The sequence below is a fragment of the Neobacillus sp. SAB-20_R2A genome (assembly GCF_049568635.1).
Classification (GTDB): domain Bacteria; phylum Bacillota; class Bacilli; order Bacillales; family Cytobacillaceae; genus Neobacillus; species Neobacillus citreus.
This window is the reverse complement of record NZ_CP145895.1, coordinates 976,999-992,264: the sequence shown is the minus strand read 5'-3', so window position 1 is coordinate 992,264 and position 15,266 is coordinate 976,999. Positions and strand designations below refer to the sequence as shown.

Genomic DNA, 15,266 nt, shown 5'->3' with positions numbered 1-15,266 from the left:
CCTGTTAATCCTGTTGCTCCGTTGATTTTTGTTCCGCAGTACTGCCTTTCATTGTTTCAGCAATTTTTTCGTTCATTTCTATTTGATCATTATCTAATTTGGTATCCCAAATACTATAGGGGATTGAATTGGGAGTGTTTTTCTTTGCCATTTTTCAAGCACCTCCAATTTCTATCATTTCTTTTATAAATAAAACTATGCAGGATAATGTGGGCATAAAAAAGATCCTCTGTGTTGATGAGGATCTTCACGATTTATTCATGGTCTGGGCTATTCACCATAATGCCAGCTACTTGTGTTAAGCGGTCATAGAATGCCTGTCCTGCAGGGATCTGGTCAAGACCGATTTCTTGGAAAGCTTCCTTCATGCAGCGAAGCCAGCATTTCGCCCGTTTTGGTGTCACTTCGAACGGGAGATGGCGGTGTTGCATTGCAGGAGGGCCGAATTCCTGGCTGTAGAGTGCCGGACCGCCTGTAAATTGCGGAAGGAACATTTTCTGCTTCCGTTTGATTTCTTCCATATCCCCTTCAAATAATGGAGCTAAATCAGGATCGGCATAGACGCGCGGATAGAAAGCTTCCACCAGTTTATCAATCGTCTCTTGGCCGCCGATTTCCGAATAAAGTGTTTTTAGTTGGTATTCCAAAGTTCTACACCTTCCTCTGCAAAATTTTCCCTGTTTTTATTATTATACTGATTTACCTGAAGGTGTTTCGTGATTTATATCACACTTCCTAACGAATACACAATTTCCCATTGTGTTTAATTCGGTTTGAATCAATTTTTTTAGTGATTGTGATATCCTAATATACTATAGGTTAAGCTTGCTTGTAAAAAAGCTGGCTTTCATGAGGTGAGACGATTGAAAAAAGCTTGGTTATTCGTAGCTTTAACTTGTTTATTTGAATTAATGTGGGTGTATGGATTTAATGTCGCTGAAACCTGGTGGCAGTGGGCAATCGTCATCGCGATTATTTTTACCGATTTTCACTTTCTGCCGGAAGCCTGCAAAGAACTACCGACTGGAACAGTTTATGCCGTTTTTTCCGGTGTTGGCACGATTGGGACCGTCATGATGGATGTCTTCCTTTTTGGGGAAGGCTTCAGCAGCGGCAAGCTTTTGTTTATCGCGATTATTGTGCTTGGAGTGATTGGTTTGAATTTGGCGGACAACACGGATGGGAAAAAAGAAACGGCGAAGGAGGCTGCCTAAGGTGGGGTGGTTATTTGTCGTTTTGGCAAGTGTAAGTGAGATTATTGGTGCCGCCGGGTTAAAATTGTACAGTCAGCAGAAAACATTGAAAAATGGCGTGCTCTATATTGGCGGGTTCAGCGCATCGTTCGGATTTTTATATACGTCTTTTCAATATTTGCAGGTAAGTATCGCTTACGCTGTCTGGATTGGGGTCGGGACGGCTGGCGCGGTTTTGATTAATATGTTTTTATTCGGTGAGTCAAAAAATTTCGGGCGGTTTGTCAGTGTTGGGTTGATTATTGTGGGAGTTATCGGGTTGCGTTCAGTTTCGTAAAGTGCCGGGAAGTACAGAATTTGCATATTTTTTCATTGCGGAAAATCATGGAATATATCTGCGAATTTTTCATTTTATCTGCGAATTTCCGATTATATCTGCGAATTTTTCAATATATCCGCGAATTTTCAATTATATCTGCGAATCCTAAAATGACGCCACTGTGAAATACAAATAAAAAAATCGGTACCTCAAAAAGATACCGATTTTTTTATTACTATAGTTGCTCCCCATTAGTTGCAATGACATTTTTATACCAATGGAATGACTTTTTCGGTTTTCGCTCTAATGTACCGCTGCCGTCATCATGCTTGTCGACGTAGATAAATCCATAACGCTTGGACATTTCACCAGTAGACATACTGACTAAATCAATACAGCCCCAGCTTGTATAGCCCATTAGCTCCACTCCATCTTCAATGGCCTCTCCCATGGCTTTGATATGTTCACGAAGGTAATCTATCCGGTGATTATCGTTGATGGTACCGTCTTCCTCCACTTGGTCATACGCCCCTAACCCATTTTCCACAACAAATAGCGGCACCTGGTATCTTCCATACAGCCTGTTTAAGCTGATTCGCAAACCGACAGGGTCAATCTCCCAGCCCCAATCACTAGCTTTTAGGAATGGGTTCTTCACTCCTCCGACAATATTTCCATTCGCTTTTTCCTCTTCGGCCTTTGCCTTTTTATCAGTACGGGACATGTAATAGCTTAAGCCAATATAATCGACCGTTCCTTCTTTGATTAATTCCAAGTCCCCATCCTGAATCTCAAGTTCAACACTATGCTCTTTAAAGAAGCGCTGAATGAAGGTTGGGTACTCGCCGCGCACATGAACATCTGCACAAAAATAATTGAACAGTTCCTCTTCTTTTAAGGCAAAGAGGACATTTTCCGGATTACTATCGTAGGAATAAACAGGTGCAAACAGGATCATACAGCCAATTTTTGCATCTGGCATGATTTGTTTACAGGCTTTAACCGCGATAGCACTGGCTACAAACTGATGATGGAAGGCCTGAAAGGTCTCTTGATAACGGCCATCTTCTGTTTGAGGAGAGAAACCCATACTCATGATTGGCATCTTCAAGGCGCCATTGATTTCATTAAAGGTCATCCAATACTTCACTTTATCCTTATAGCGGTTAAAAAGCGCCGTTGCATATCTTTCAAAGAAAGCAACCACCTGACGGCTTCTCCAGCCGCCGTATTCTTTGACCAAATGCAGCGGCATTTCATAGTGAGAGATGGTCACTACCGGTTCAATCCCATGCTTATGTAATTCATCAAAGACCCGGTCATAAAAAGCCAAACCCGCTTCATTCGGTTCTAACTCATCACCATTTGGAAAAATTCTCGTCCACGCAATCGACATTCGAAATACCTTAAAGCCCATTTCCGCAAACAAGGCGATATCCTCCTTGTAACGATGATAAAAATCAATCGCTTCATGGTTTGGGTACCTATACTTCTCATGATCAATTTCAAAGTTAAAGCCAGGCGACATCAATATTTTCAGGCGCTCTTTCCCTCCAGGTAGAACATCTGAGATATTCAAACCTTTATTGCCTTTGCGAAATCCGCCTTCTATTTGATTGGCAGCAGTTGCGCCGCCCCATAGAAATCCTTCGGGGAATCTTTGTTGATTACGTTCCATTCCAAAATCATCCTCTACTTTAAATATCAATTATGTACTTCTTTTATTATTCTTTTTTTTTCCTGAAAGATGTCCGTATGAGGGAAATATAAGCAAAGGGCTGACATAAGGTTTCCTCGTCAGCCCTATCAGCTTATTACAAATTCTCTCCGTTGTTTGCAATGACTTCCTTATACCAGTAGAAGCTTTGTTTAGGGATACGGCGTAATTCTTTTAAGTCAAATTCCTCACGCTCAACAAAAATAAACCCGTAACGTTTCTTCGCCCCCTGGTGTGTGGAAATTAAGTCAATCGCCGACCAAGGGCAGTAGCCAAACACTTCTACTCCGTCGGTAATCGCAAGCTGCATTTGTTCAAGGTGCTTTTTCAAATAATCAATCCGGTATGGGTCCCGAACGCTGCCGTCTTCTTCTATCTTATCAAAAGCACCAAGACCGTTTTCGGTAATGATGATTGGCAACTGGTAGCGGTCATACACTTCCCTCAGGGTTGTGCGGAAGCCAACCGGGTCAATTTCCCAGCCGAATTCGTTTTTCGGCAGGTTCGGGTTGTTGTGCCCCTTATAAACACCTGCTTCACCAATGACAATTTCCTGGTCGCCAGTGTTATTTTTATCATTACCTTCCCCATTGCTTGCTTCTACTGTTTTAGACGTGTAGTAGTTGAACGCAATAAAGTCAGGCTTGGCATTTTTTAAGATTTCCATATCACCTTCGACAATGGTTGGAACGTAGCCTTTTTCTTCTAAGAAGCTCCATGCTGTCTTATTGTAACGTCCATATACTGCCGCATCTAAGTACAGCCAGTTGCGGATCGAATTAAAGTTTTGCGCTGCCAATATATCCTCCGGCTTCGAGCTGGCAGGATAAATATAGGAAATATTTGGAGCCGGCCCAATTAACGCCTGCGGCAGCATTTGGTGACAAACGTCCATAGCTTTTGCTTGCGCCACTAGCATATGATGGTTTTGCTGATAAAGCTCTCGATCAGGATCTTCTAAATTCGGATCCAGAGTTCCAAGTGCCTTCCCATGCATAATCATCATATTTTGTTCGTTAATCGTCAGCCAATATTTCACACGATCACCATAGTTCTCAAACAGCACTTTCGCATATTCCACAAAGGCATCGATTGTTTCACGATTCGACCAGCCGCCGCGAGCTTGAAGCGCATAGGGCAAATCAAAGTGATACATGGTTACAATGGGCTCTATCTTATATTTAATAAGTTCATTGATTAAATTGTTGTAGAATTCAAGCCCTTTTGGATTCACTTCACCTGTTCCGTTAGGGATTATTCGTGTCCAGGCAATGGAAAAGCGATACGCTTTAAACCCCATCTCTGCCATTAATTTAACATCCTCTTGATATCGGTGATAATGGTCACTTGCGACCTTATAATCCGTGGTGCCCTCTGGGTATTTCTCACGAATATCAATGACAGATGGACCTTTGCCATCCTCATTCCATGCTCCTTCTACTTGGTATGCTGAGGTCGAAGCGCCCCAGAAAAAATCCTTCGGAAATGGTTTTAACTGTGTGTGTTTCATGATTTATTCCTCTCTTTCAAAAAAATATATGGTTTTAGCTACAGCTAAAACCATATATTTTATTAAGTTTTTAATCTATGAAGCAGTACATATGACTACCTATGCAATACCTTCTTTAGTATGGATATCTAAGATTAAGATTGGTTCCTTTTCGCCAATATTCCCTTGTCTTGCTGCTGTTACTTCCGTATAGATACTAGAGTTCGTAACAATGACAGGTGTTGTTACCTCGTAGCCTGCTTGTTTGATTTTTTCAATATCAAATTCTACTAGTAAATCACCAACAGACACTTGATCGCCTTGTTTAACATGTGATGTGAAGTATTTTCCATCTAGTTGAACAGTATCGATACCAATATGAATTAAGATTTCTGCACCCTGCTCGGAAATAAGACCGATAGCATGCTTTGTCTTGTAAGCAACCGTTACTACACCATTTACAGGCGATACAACACGGCCAACAAACGGTTCAATTGCAATTCCTTTTCCCATTGATTCCGAAGCAAAAACAGGATCAGATACATCAGTTAAGTTAACTACTTTGCCTGTAATAGGGCTGGCAATTTGTTCACTGCTAGTTGCTATGTCCGGGGCAGTTACATCTTCTTCAACAGGATCTTCAAAACCTAAAACATAAGTAAGACCTGCAGATACTAGAAATGCCACTACGATACCGATAATTAGACCGGTAAACCCTTGGCCGCCTGGTCCGTAGAAGATTGGTAAAGTCAATAATCCAGGAGCGCCAGAAGCAAATGCGTTTGTTCCGGCGTAACCAATGATACCCCCACCGATTGCCGCACCAATGATCCCAGCAATGAATGGTTTTTTAAGTGGTAATGTTACACCGTAAATTCCCGGTTCCGTAATACCAAAAAGACCAGTGATCGCAGCAGAACCTGCTAATGTTTTTAATTTTTTGTTCTTCGTTTTTAACATAACCCCGACCATCGCACCGGTTTGAGCAAAAACAGAAGCAGTTGCGGCCGGCTTTACACCATCTCTTCCGTGAACGGCAATATTGTTAATGAATACTGGAACAAGTCCCCAGTGGATACCGAACATGACGAGTAACTGCCAGCTTGCACCCATGATCGCACCAGCTAAAATTGGGTTGAATGCAAATGCAGCAACCATCGCTTTTGCCACAGCATTACCTGCGTTTACACCGATCGGACCAAATACCAACAATGTTAATGGAAGCATAATCACTAATAACAATAATGGAGTAACGAAGTTTTTAACGCTTTCGTGAATCTTTTTATTAAAGAAAATGTCAAGCTTGCTCATGACAAAGATGGAAAGAATGATTGGAACAACTGTTGATGAGTAGCTCATCATCGTAACTGGAATCCCAAAGAAATGGATTCCGCCTTCAGGTGGAGTCGCTTTAAGCGCCACAATCGACGGATAGAGCAATGCACCTGCAATCGTAACGGCGACAAAGATATTTCCGCCAAATTTACGTGCGGTTGTAATGGCTAACAATACTGGCAAGAAGTAGAACATCGCATCTGCTGCCGCGTATAAAATCGTATAAGTTGTATCCGTATTGACTATCCAGCCAAAATTCACAGCAATTAACAATAATCCTTTAAGGATACCGGCCCCTGCCATAAGACCAAGAAGCGGTGCAAAAATACTGGATACAACATCTACGGCTTTACCTAAGAAATTTCCTTTTTCTCCACTATCTTTAGCGGAAGAGATTTTTGAATCCTTTGTGATGTTTGAGATTTTTCCGATCTCCGCATACACTTCCGGAACATTGTTTCCTACTACCACTTGGAACTGCCCGCCGCTTTCTTTAACAGTAATGACGCCGTCCGTTTTTTCTAACTTTGCTTTATTGACTTTTGATTTATCCTTTAGTCCGAAACGAAGCCTAGTTGCACAGTGGACAAGTGAGTTGACATTCTCTTCACCGCCAACTAGCTGGAGAATTTCTTTAGCTAATCTTTCGTTTTTCGACATCTTCATCACCTCTAGTATTTTGGTAAAAAAAATACCTAAGCCATTAAGAAGCCGGAGACATAGCGTCCCTGATACATTCTTTATGACTTAGGTTTTGCCTGCATGACCAGTAACAATCCTGTTCTAAATATTTACTTTTTGATTTGCTTTAAGCGGTGCTTCCTGTCCGGACCAGGTGAAGACCGCCTTTTATGAAAATAAAAAAACCTAAACTGCGCACCAAAGCATAAGGCCTAGTTTGCAATTTAGGTTTTGCCTGCATAATCAGTAACAATCCTAATAAATTAATATTAATTTGTACTCACATAATAGCATGCGCTTTCAAAAGGTGTCAACGCTATCTTTTTAAAAAAATTTTACTAGTTTCGGTTCACCACGCGCTGAATATGAATGGAGAGGTAGCCCATTTCTTCCTTTGTGATCTCATGTTGATGGGCTTTTTCAATATAATCTTTAATTTTTTGCGCACAGGCAAATGCTTCTTTATGTTTTTCTCTCACTAAGTTATAAAGAAAATCATCCTCGCTATCTAAATGGGAACCGTTGAAAAGGCGCTGTGCAAAAAACTTAAGATGGGTAAGAAACCTGAAATAATTTAAGGATTCCTCATCAAGTTCGATTTTAAAATGATACTTGACGATGTTTAAAATATCCTGAATGAGTTTGGTTATATTGACTAGGTTTGGCATCTCATCGTTTAATTCCGCATTTACGATATGCATCGCAATAAAGCCCGCTTCATCTTCCGGAAGCGAAATACCAAGTTTGGTTTGAATCATTTTTAACGCTTCCCGCCCTATAGAGAATTCGTCTTGATAAATCTTTTTAATCTCCCACAACAGAGCATTTGAAATATTAATGCCCTTCTGATGCCGTTCAATCGCAAAATGTATATGGTCGGTTAAGGAGACATAAATGCTATCATTCAGATTTTTCCCTAGTTTTTCTTTTGCATAGTTGATGATTTCTTCAGAAACAGCCATATATTCTAGCGGAATATCGTACAATAGCGTTTTAAATCTATCGGAAACATCTTTGTTTTCGAGTTTGAAGACTTTTTCGATTTTGCTCTCATCGACAATATCGCCAGGTCTCTTTTGAAACGCGAGCCCTCTGCCCATAATGACTAATTCTTTATTGTGTTCATCCAATACGCTTATAACGTTATTGTTGATTACCTTTGCGATTTTCATATAAATCACCTATTTGTGGAATATTTGTGATAAAAAGGAAAATAAAAAAACCTAAAACTAATGCAATAAAAACATTAGTCATAGGTTTTGCCTGATGAGTCAGTAACAATCCTAAAAATTTGAAGTTATTTGGTTAGATTTTATCATTCTTTTAATCCAGGCGCAATTCTTATCGAGGGTCTTTTTATGGATAATGTTCAGTTATTATTAGTATTTCTTTAATCTACTTTTCTTTCAAATATGGCTTCATAATAAGCCGCAGACCCATATGCAGCAATTCCCGGCGCAAAAATCTGGACCAACCTCCAGCCGTTCCTCGCGTTCTGATGAATAAGTTCCTGATAATCCCCTTTAGGTTTTCCGCTTAATTTGCTAAGCTCAATTTTTTCAAATTTATATTCGTACATGGTTTTCCTCCGCAAATTATATTGTTTATATTCTCATTATCCCAAAAACTGTAATTGACTGCCATTTTTTTATGTATTAATATAATAGTTTGTTAATATATTACCTTAAGTGGTTCGAGAACCTCCCACTATAAAAAACTAAGGAGAAATGAATATGGAAAAAACAGCAAATATGCTAGACGCCCAGTATAATTCGGGCGCTGCAAACAGCAAGGTGCGGGAGATTGTTGTAAACGGTATTGTCGCAGCTTTGTACATCGTCGTTTCGGCATTAATTCAGCCATTTGGGTTTACCCAGGTGCAATTCCGCGTTTCAGAGATGTTTAACCATCTCATCGTTTTCAATAAAAAGTATCTCTACGGGATCATTTTAGGGGTATTTTTAACGAATTTATTTTTCTCACCAATGAAGGCCTATGACCTCATTTTCGGAGTTGGCCAATCTTTGATTGCTTTGGTCATTACGATTTTAAGTGCGCGGTTTATTAAAGGAATCTGGGCTCGGATGATTGTGAATACGTTGGTGTTCACCTTTACGATGTTTCTCATTGCGATTGAACTCCATTTGGCGTTCGATCTGCCATTCCTGTTTACATGGTTAACTACTGCAGTTGGGGAATTCGTTGTAATGGCTGTCGGCATCCCAGTCATGTATTTCATTAACAAACGCGTTCATTTTGATAAAATCTTTAAATAAAAGATTTCAAGAGCTGTTGCTTTAAGGGTACACCCTAGGCGGCAGCTCTTTTTTATGGTATTAATTTCAAAAAAACTCTAAAATGAAGATAGTTAATTTTTCAGAGTTTTTGAAAGGGGTTTTTTAAATGCTACAGCGTCCTAATAACAATGAGTTCCCAGATTATTATGTACCGTATGTTCAGTTAGTTCCTGAAGGAGATTTATTGCAGATTCTTAAGGAAAGCCTTGAAAAAGCGGTTTCTGTTTACGAAGGAATTTCAGAGGAAGATTCGCAATTCCGCTATGAACCTGGTAAATGGAGAATCAAGGAAGTGCTTGGCCATATGGCAGATACCGAGAGAATCATGAGCTACCGCCTGCTTCGAGTTGGCCGCGGTGACAAGACTCCATTGGCAGGGTTTGACGAAAATGATTATGTGGCTGGAGCACAAATGGGCGAGCTGCCACTAAAATCTATTCTTGCTGACTTCATTGCAGTCAGGAAAGCAACTATCACGCTGGTCGAGAACATGCCAGAGTCTGCCTGGACAAATGTCGGCAACGCCAATGGCACGGAGGTCACCACCCGCGCCATCGCCTACATCATCGCCGGCCATGCAATCCACCACCTCAGCATCGTGACAGACCGATACTTAACTAATTTGAAATAACGGGTGGTGTCAGGCACCGCTCGTGGACGGTGTCTGCCTCAGGCGGACACTGTTTTTTAAATCCGATAGTTTGAGATAAACTCGAGAAATTCTTTTTGTTTGGAGTGGTCGTATTTCATGATGGCGTAGGTGTTTGCTTCGGGCAGGTGGATGGTTTGGCAGTCTACTTCTAAGAGCCTCCCTTCTAGCAGCTCTCTTCTGACCGTTGATGTCGGAAGGAAAGAGACACCCAGCCCTTCAACGATGAATCTTTTTGTAATGTGTACCTGTGATACTTTCATCATTCTTACTTTTGGATATTTGGTTTTGATTGCATAGCAAAGACCATCCCAGTAACCTGGGTGATTATGGGTTAACAAATAGTTCGATGTTAAAACCTCTTCTTCGTCTAACGGAGGTGCTGTTTCGGAATCTCTCCCATCGTGGGGCGCAACTAGCATAACCCTATCCCTATATAAAAGCTCACTAATCAATTCAGGATGAAGGCTGTGTAAACAGGACAGCCCGATATCAACTTCCTCCCTAAATACCGCATCCTCGATACCAACGGATTCGATAATTTTAACCGAAATCTCTACCTCAGGATGCTTGTTTGTATAGCTTTTTAAAACATATGGCAGGATAGTATCTGCGATTAGAGGTGATATGGCAATGGAAAATTTCGTTGTGTAGCCTTGACTAAATGAGTGAATGTCCTCGAGTCCCCCCTGATAAACCTCAATCAGTTTTTTTGCATGAACCAAATATCTCCTCCCCGCTTCAGTTAGTTTTACTTTTTTTCCATCCCGATCAAATAATTGAATACCGAGCTCTTGTTCCAATTGTTTTATATGAACCGTTACAGATGGCTGTGAAATATAAAGGATTTCCGCCGTTCTGCGGAAATTCCCACAATCAGCTGCCGTAATAAACGTGTTAAGCCATTGGAATTCCATATTCTCCTCCTTATTAAAGAAATTAATCAATTCGTTTAAAATTATTTAATTTCATTAATCAAATTTATTATATAAACTATTAACAAATAAAGGAAGGAGAGATTTTGTATGATTCAGAAGGGTTTAAAAGGAATTGTCGCCGCCGAAACATTGATCAGTCATATTGATGGTGAAAAGGGAGAGCTTATTTACCGGGGATATGAAATCGGAAGGCTAACTCAAAATTACTCTTTTGAAGAAGTTGCCCACCTGCTCTGGCATGGCTATTTACCTGATGATGCTCAGTTACGGGCTTTGAAAAATGAGTTAAAGAGCAACCGTGAACTTCCGGAGAATATAAAAAAATTAATCGATCTGCTCCCTTTTGATATGGACCTAATGAGTGTAATGAGAACAGCCATTTCAGCTGAAGCTGGGAATTCCGAATATGGCTGGAAGCCGACTGTATCACAGGCTATTCGTATCACCGCCCTCGCCCCGACAATCATTGCATACCGGAAAAGACAGCTGGAGGGTAAAGAGTTTGTTCCTCCGTTGAATGAATTAGATCATGTGGCTAATTACCTTTATATGCTTAATGGTTCGATCCCATTAGAAGCCCATGTGGAGGTACTCGAAACGTATATGATTTTGACACTTGAACATGGCATGAATGCCTCAACCTTTTCAGCAAGGGTGACGGCATCAACTGAATCTGATTTAGTATCAGCCGTTTCATCAGCGATTGGAACGATGAAAGGACCGCTTCATGGCGGCGCCCCTTCAGGAGTAATTGAACTTTTGGATGAGATTGCAGCGGCCGGAGATGCTGAAAAGGTGATGCGAGATAAATTATCTAAGGGTGAAAGATTAATGGGATTTGGACATCGGGTGTACAAAACCCACGACCCGCGTGCTATTGCCTTAAAGGCCAAATTACAGGAGCTGGTTGGTCAAGATACATGGCTTGATCTCGCTATGGAAGCAGAAAAAACCGCCGTAAGAGTGTTAGAGGAAATAAAACCCGGCCGCTCCCTTTATACAAATGTAGAATTCTACGCCGCAGCCATCATGAAAGCCATCAACATGGAGGCAGACCTATTCACACCAACCTTCACCGCAAGCAGAATCGTTGGCTGGACAGCCCACGTTCTGGAGCAAGCAGAAAACAATACCATCTACCGGCCGCAGTCCAAATATATTGGAACACTCAAATAAATTCCGGACCATCCAATCCTCGATGATTGTATCTTTTTTCAAGAAAATTTATTGCGAACATTCGTTCTGTGTCTTATAATAAATTTATTAGTTAATAATAGAAATTGTGTTGTTTTCAATGGCTGTTGGTCAATGGAGGCCTCATTACTAAAATGTTAACTAATAATTTTTGATGGATTTCAAGGAGTGAATGTTCATGTCAGTAAAATTAATCCCCTATTTCGTGATGAACGGTACCGCTAAGGAAGCGATCCAGTTTTATCAACAGGCACTGGATGCACAGGTTTTATTCTCTCAAAGTTTTGGTGAAATGCCTGAAAATCCAGAATATCCTCTGCCTGCTGAAGCCAAGGATTTGGTAAGTCATGCGACCATTAAAATTGGTGAGTCAGAAGTAATGTTTTCCGACACCTTCCCTGGACAGGAGCATCAAAGCGGAAATCAAGTGACCATTTGTATTTCAACCAATGATGCAGACCAAGCAAGGAAAATGTTTGAAGGACTTTCCCAAGGCGGTCAAGTTGGAATGCCTTTACAGGAAACTTTCTTTAGCCCTGCCTATGGTCAAGTAACAGACAAATTCGGCATAACCTTCCAAGTTTTCACAGAAGGCAAACCGCACCAATAATATCTTATCCAATAACAAAAGGCTCTGTTCGCAGCAATGGAACAGAGCCTTTGTCGTATTAGGAGGCTCCACTACTAAGACTTATTTTTAACATCATAATTTTTCTCATTTTTCTAACACTAACGAGAGATGAAAATCAATGGAGGGTTAGAAAATGAGCAGCAATAAAAGTCAAAAAAAGCAGACGTTTCCGCCGCAGCATCAGAACCATCAGCCGGGAACTGAGAGTGAAATGAACCCAAAGCCGATTTCTGTTGATTCCAACTATAAGCCGGCCGGAAAATTATCCGGAAAAACCGCGATTATTACTGGCGGTGACAGTGGCATTGGAAAATCAGTTGCGATTTATTTTGCTAAAGAGGGTGCAGATGTAGCAATTGTATACCTAGAAGAACATCAGGATGCTGAGGAAACCAAAGGAATCATAGAAGCCGAAGGACGAAGATGTCTTCTCTTTTCTGGCGATATTGGCAATGAGGACTACTGCAAGGATGTTGTGAAGAAAACAATTGATGAGTTCGGCGGATTGGATATTTTGGTCAACAACGCGGCGGAGCAGCACCCGCAGCCAAGTATTTTAAATATCACTAGTGCGCAGCTGGAAAAAACATTCAGGACCAATATTTTCTCCTATTTTTATATGACGAAAATGGCGCTTCCTTTTTTAAAGAAAGGAGCATCCATCATTAATACGGCTTCCATAACAGCCTACCATGGACATGAACAATTGCTTGATTACTCGGCCACAAAAGGAGCAATCGTCACCTTTACTCGTTCGTTAGCCCTTTCATTGGCGAAGCAGGGAATCCGCGTAAACGGGGTTGCCCCTGGTCCAATCTGGACTCCGCTTATTCCATCGACCTTTACGGCGGACCAGGTCGCCACCTTCGGATCAGATACTCCAATGGGGCGTGCCGGGCAGCCTCATGAACTGGCGCCAAGCTATGTTTTCTTAGCCTCAGAGGATTCGTCCTATATGAGCGGGCAAATGGTTCATGTTAATGGTGGGACGATTATTAACGGGTAGGATTGGAGGATTAGCCATACCTAGTGCGCTATTTAAAAAAGCCACTCGGCCTCTTTTTCGGGGCCGAGTGGGCTTTATGATCTCTTCATAAGACCACTTAATATCGTTTTACATGGCTGGGTGGTCTTATGAAGCTTTTATAAGACCACTCGATACTGTTTTTCTTAGCTGTGTGGTCTTATAAGCCCTTTATAAGACCACTTGATATCGTTTTACATAGCTGGATGGTCTTATAAGCCCTTTATAAGACTACTTGATACCGTTTTTCATAGCTGAGTGGTCTTATGAATCCTTTTATAAGACCACTTGATATCGTTTTACATGGCTGGGTGGTCTTATGAAGATATTATAAGACCACTAAATACAGATTCTCATAGCTGGGTGGTCTTATAAACCATTTATAAGACCACAAAATACTGTTTTTCATGGCCTGATGGTCTTATGAAACCTTTATAAAACCAAAAGGTACCCTTTTTTACAGCTACATGGTTTTATGATCTTTTATACGATCACTCTATCCTATTTTCTTCACTATTTTGTCCTTATAATTCCTTCTGTAACTGGATATCAACCCATCTTCGCCCTCGAAGCAGCCGGCTGATACTTTCTCATCGGTCCAAATTCAAGAACTTCTTGCAGATAAAGGTTACCTTTTGGACTTGTCCGCTTAAGCAATTCCATCAAATATGTAATATCGTCCATCGCTCTATGTGTTTGATAGTTTGTGATTTCATGTGCTTCCAAAAGGGTAATCAGCTTGCCATTTGGAAAGCCATACTGTTTCCAAGGCACATTCCTCATCGTGCAAAACCACTGCAAGTCATTCACTTCTGGATACATGTGGTAAAGGAAACTGCGGTCAAAGGAAGCATTGTGGGCAAAAACAGAATCAGCACGTTGGAAATAGGTTTTAACTTTTACATCATGAAAGCTTTTGCCCTGAACCAAATCATATGGTATGCCATGAACGCGAAAAGCCCTATCATAATTTTTGCGTGCGGAACTCGAAAGCGGCTCTCGTAAAAAGGAGTCTTCCTCCAAAATTTCTAATATTTCACCGCTTTCCGTACAGTAAGAAAATAACTTCAGGGCCAGTTCAATAACCTCATCAGTAGTCGGTCCCAGCCCCGTAGTTTCCACATCCAGCATTAATCCTAATTTCGCCTGTCTTTGCAAAGTGATCATTCCTTAAATCGAAAATTTCCTTTATTATACCAGATTCCCTTCACCCATCCCATAGCTTAAAAATTTCCACGCTGCTCTAATCCAACCATAAACGCTCTTATGACAATTTCCAGACTTTCATCCAAATCCAAAGACATCTTGAATCCACCTCTTTGCTCTAGGGACGAGAATCCGTGCAGGACACTTCGCAGTCCCCTTACAGCATGGATGGCGAGATCACCTTCGAGGTGAAAAGCCTGCAGGACCCGGACGGAAAGGTCGACTATTTTTGCCCCCGCCTGCTGGACATCAACATCCTCCGGATCCGGTGCAAGCAAGGTGGCCTCATAGATTCCAGGATGTCTCCTGGCAAAGCTTACATATGCCTTACTAATCGATAGCAGTGCATCGGTTCCTGACACCCCGATAGCTGCCTGGGCCAATTCATCATACAACATGTTGAGTCCATAGATAGCCAGCTTTTTCCTTAATCCTGGCAGTCCATCGAAATGATTATATAGAGAAGGCGGGCGAATGTTCAGCTCTTTTGCCAGATTTGCCAAGGTAACCTCCTGCATGCCATATTGGTCGGCAAGGTCCCCTGCCACTTCCAGTATCGCGGATAATTCAAGTCCAACTTTCGGTCTAGCCAT

General features: G+C 41.3%; 17 protein-coding genes and 1 riboswitch. Of the genes, 7 read left to right on the top strand and 10 right to left on the bottom strand.

Translation table 11 applies throughout. The features are described 5' to 3' along the window. Positions 1–4: 4 nt before the first annotated feature. Both V5M37_RS04950 and V5M37_RS04945 read right to left on the bottom strand, forming a co-directional pair. Positions 5–151 (bottom strand): hypothetical protein, encoded by a 147-nt coding sequence (locus V5M37_RS04950; RefSeq protein ID WP_423801033.1) that lies wholly within the window; start codon positions 149–151, stop codon positions 5–7. Between the two features lie 103 nt (positions 152–254). Further along, on the bottom strand, positions 255–647 hold the full coding sequence (locus V5M37_RS04945) for a globin (protein ID WP_378587409.1): 393 nt from the start codon (positions 645–647) through the stop codon (positions 255–257). Positions 648–854: 207 nt separating this feature from the next. Here V5M37_RS04945 and V5M37_RS04940 point away from each other — a divergent pair, with 207 nt between their 5' ends. Next, the gene (locus V5M37_RS04940; protein WP_378587412.1) at positions 855–1,214 is read left to right on the top strand and encodes a DMT family transporter; all 360 of its coding nucleotides are present in this window, start codon (positions 855–857) and stop codon (positions 1,212–1,214) included. A 1-nt stretch (position 1,215) separates the two neighbouring features. Next, complete coding sequence (locus V5M37_RS04935) at positions 1,216–1,530, top strand: DMT family transporter (protein ID WP_423801032.1); 315 nt, start codon at positions 1,216–1,218, stop codon at positions 1,528–1,530. 217 nt (positions 1,531–1,747) lie between these two features. On the opposite strand, the gene V5M37_RS04930 is transcribed toward V5M37_RS04935, so the two are convergent. The 5 genes from V5M37_RS04930 to V5M37_RS04910 all read right to left on the bottom strand — a co-directional run bounded on the left by V5M37_RS04930 (position 1,748) and on the right by V5M37_RS04910 (position 8,313). Then, on the bottom strand, positions 1,748–3,190 hold the full coding sequence (locus V5M37_RS04930; protein ID WP_423801031.1) for a glycoside hydrolase family 1 protein: 1,443 nt from the start codon (positions 3,188–3,190) through the stop codon (positions 1,748–1,750). A 136-nt stretch (positions 3,191–3,326) separates the two neighbouring features. Further along, entirely contained in the window at positions 3,327–4,739 is a 1,413-nt protein-coding gene (locus tag V5M37_RS04925) for a glycoside hydrolase family 1 protein (protein ID WP_423801030.1), read from the bottom strand. Between the two features lie 99 nt (positions 4,740–4,838). Continuing rightward, complete coding sequence (locus V5M37_RS04920; RefSeq protein ID WP_423801029.1) at positions 4,839–6,713, bottom strand: beta-glucoside-specific PTS transporter subunit IIABC; 1,875 nt, start codon at positions 6,711–6,713, stop codon at positions 4,839–4,841. Positions 6,714–7,072: 359 nt separating this feature from the next. Then, the gene (gene licT / locus V5M37_RS04915; RefSeq protein ID WP_423801028.1) at positions 7,073–7,906 is read right to left on the bottom strand and encodes a BglG family transcription antiterminator LicT; all 834 of its coding nucleotides are present in this window, start codon (positions 7,904–7,906) and stop codon (positions 7,073–7,075) included. 218 nt (positions 7,907–8,124) lie between these two features. Then, a complete protein-coding gene (locus tag V5M37_RS04910) occupies positions 8,125–8,313 on the bottom strand; it encodes a DUF4177 domain-containing protein (protein WP_423801027.1) in 189 nt (62 codons plus the stop codon). 103 nt (positions 8,314–8,416) lie between these two features. After that, a riboswitch (PreQ1 riboswitch) is annotated at positions 8,417–8,461 on the top strand. A 24-nt stretch (positions 8,462–8,485) separates the two neighbouring features. On the opposite strand from V5M37_RS04910, the gene V5M37_RS04905 reads away from it, so the two are divergent. Together V5M37_RS04905 and V5M37_RS04900 are read left to right on the top strand one after the other, a co-directional pair. Then, on the top strand, positions 8,486–9,010 hold the full coding sequence (locus V5M37_RS04905; protein ID WP_423802574.1) for a QueT transporter family protein: 525 nt from the start codon (positions 8,486–8,488) through the stop codon (positions 9,008–9,010). A 127-nt stretch (positions 9,011–9,137) separates the two neighbouring features. After that, a complete protein-coding gene (locus V5M37_RS04900; protein WP_423801026.1) occupies positions 9,138–9,662 on the top strand; it encodes a DinB family protein in 525 nt (174 codons plus the stop codon). A 56-nt stretch (positions 9,663–9,718) separates the two neighbouring features. Here V5M37_RS04900 and V5M37_RS04895 read toward each other — a convergent pair whose 3' ends face one another. Further along, complete coding sequence (locus V5M37_RS04895; RefSeq protein ID WP_423801025.1) at positions 9,719–10,597, bottom strand: LysR family transcriptional regulator; 879 nt, start codon at positions 10,595–10,597, stop codon at positions 9,719–9,721. A gap of 108 nt (positions 10,598–10,705) precedes the next feature. On the opposite strand from V5M37_RS04895, the gene V5M37_RS04890 reads away from it, so the two are divergent. From V5M37_RS04890 to V5M37_RS04880, 3 genes are all read left to right on the top strand, one after another. Then, positions 10,706–11,794 (top strand): citrate synthase/methylcitrate synthase, encoded by a 1,089-nt coding sequence (locus V5M37_RS04890; RefSeq protein ID WP_423801024.1) that lies wholly within the window; start codon positions 10,706–10,708, stop codon positions 11,792–11,794. 196 nt (positions 11,795–11,990) lie between these two features. Next, entirely contained in the window at positions 11,991–12,422 is a 432-nt protein-coding gene (locus V5M37_RS04885) for a VOC family protein (RefSeq protein WP_423801023.1), read from the top strand. Positions 12,423–12,576: 154 nt separating this feature from the next. Further along, complete coding sequence (locus V5M37_RS04880) at positions 12,577–13,449, top strand: SDR family oxidoreductase (protein ID WP_423801022.1); 873 nt, start codon at positions 12,577–12,579, stop codon at positions 13,447–13,449. 567 nt (positions 13,450–14,016) lie between these two features. Here V5M37_RS04880 and V5M37_RS04875 read toward each other — a convergent pair. After that, complete coding sequence (locus V5M37_RS04875) at positions 14,017–14,625, bottom strand: exonuclease domain-containing protein (protein WP_423801021.1); 609 nt, start codon at positions 14,623–14,625, stop codon at positions 14,017–14,019. A gap of 65 nt (positions 14,626–14,690) precedes the next feature. Further along, positions 14,691–15,266, bottom strand: coding sequence for a WHG domain-containing protein (locus V5M37_RS04870; protein WP_423801020.1), 576 nt, complete (start codon positions 15,264–15,266; stop codon positions 14,691–14,693).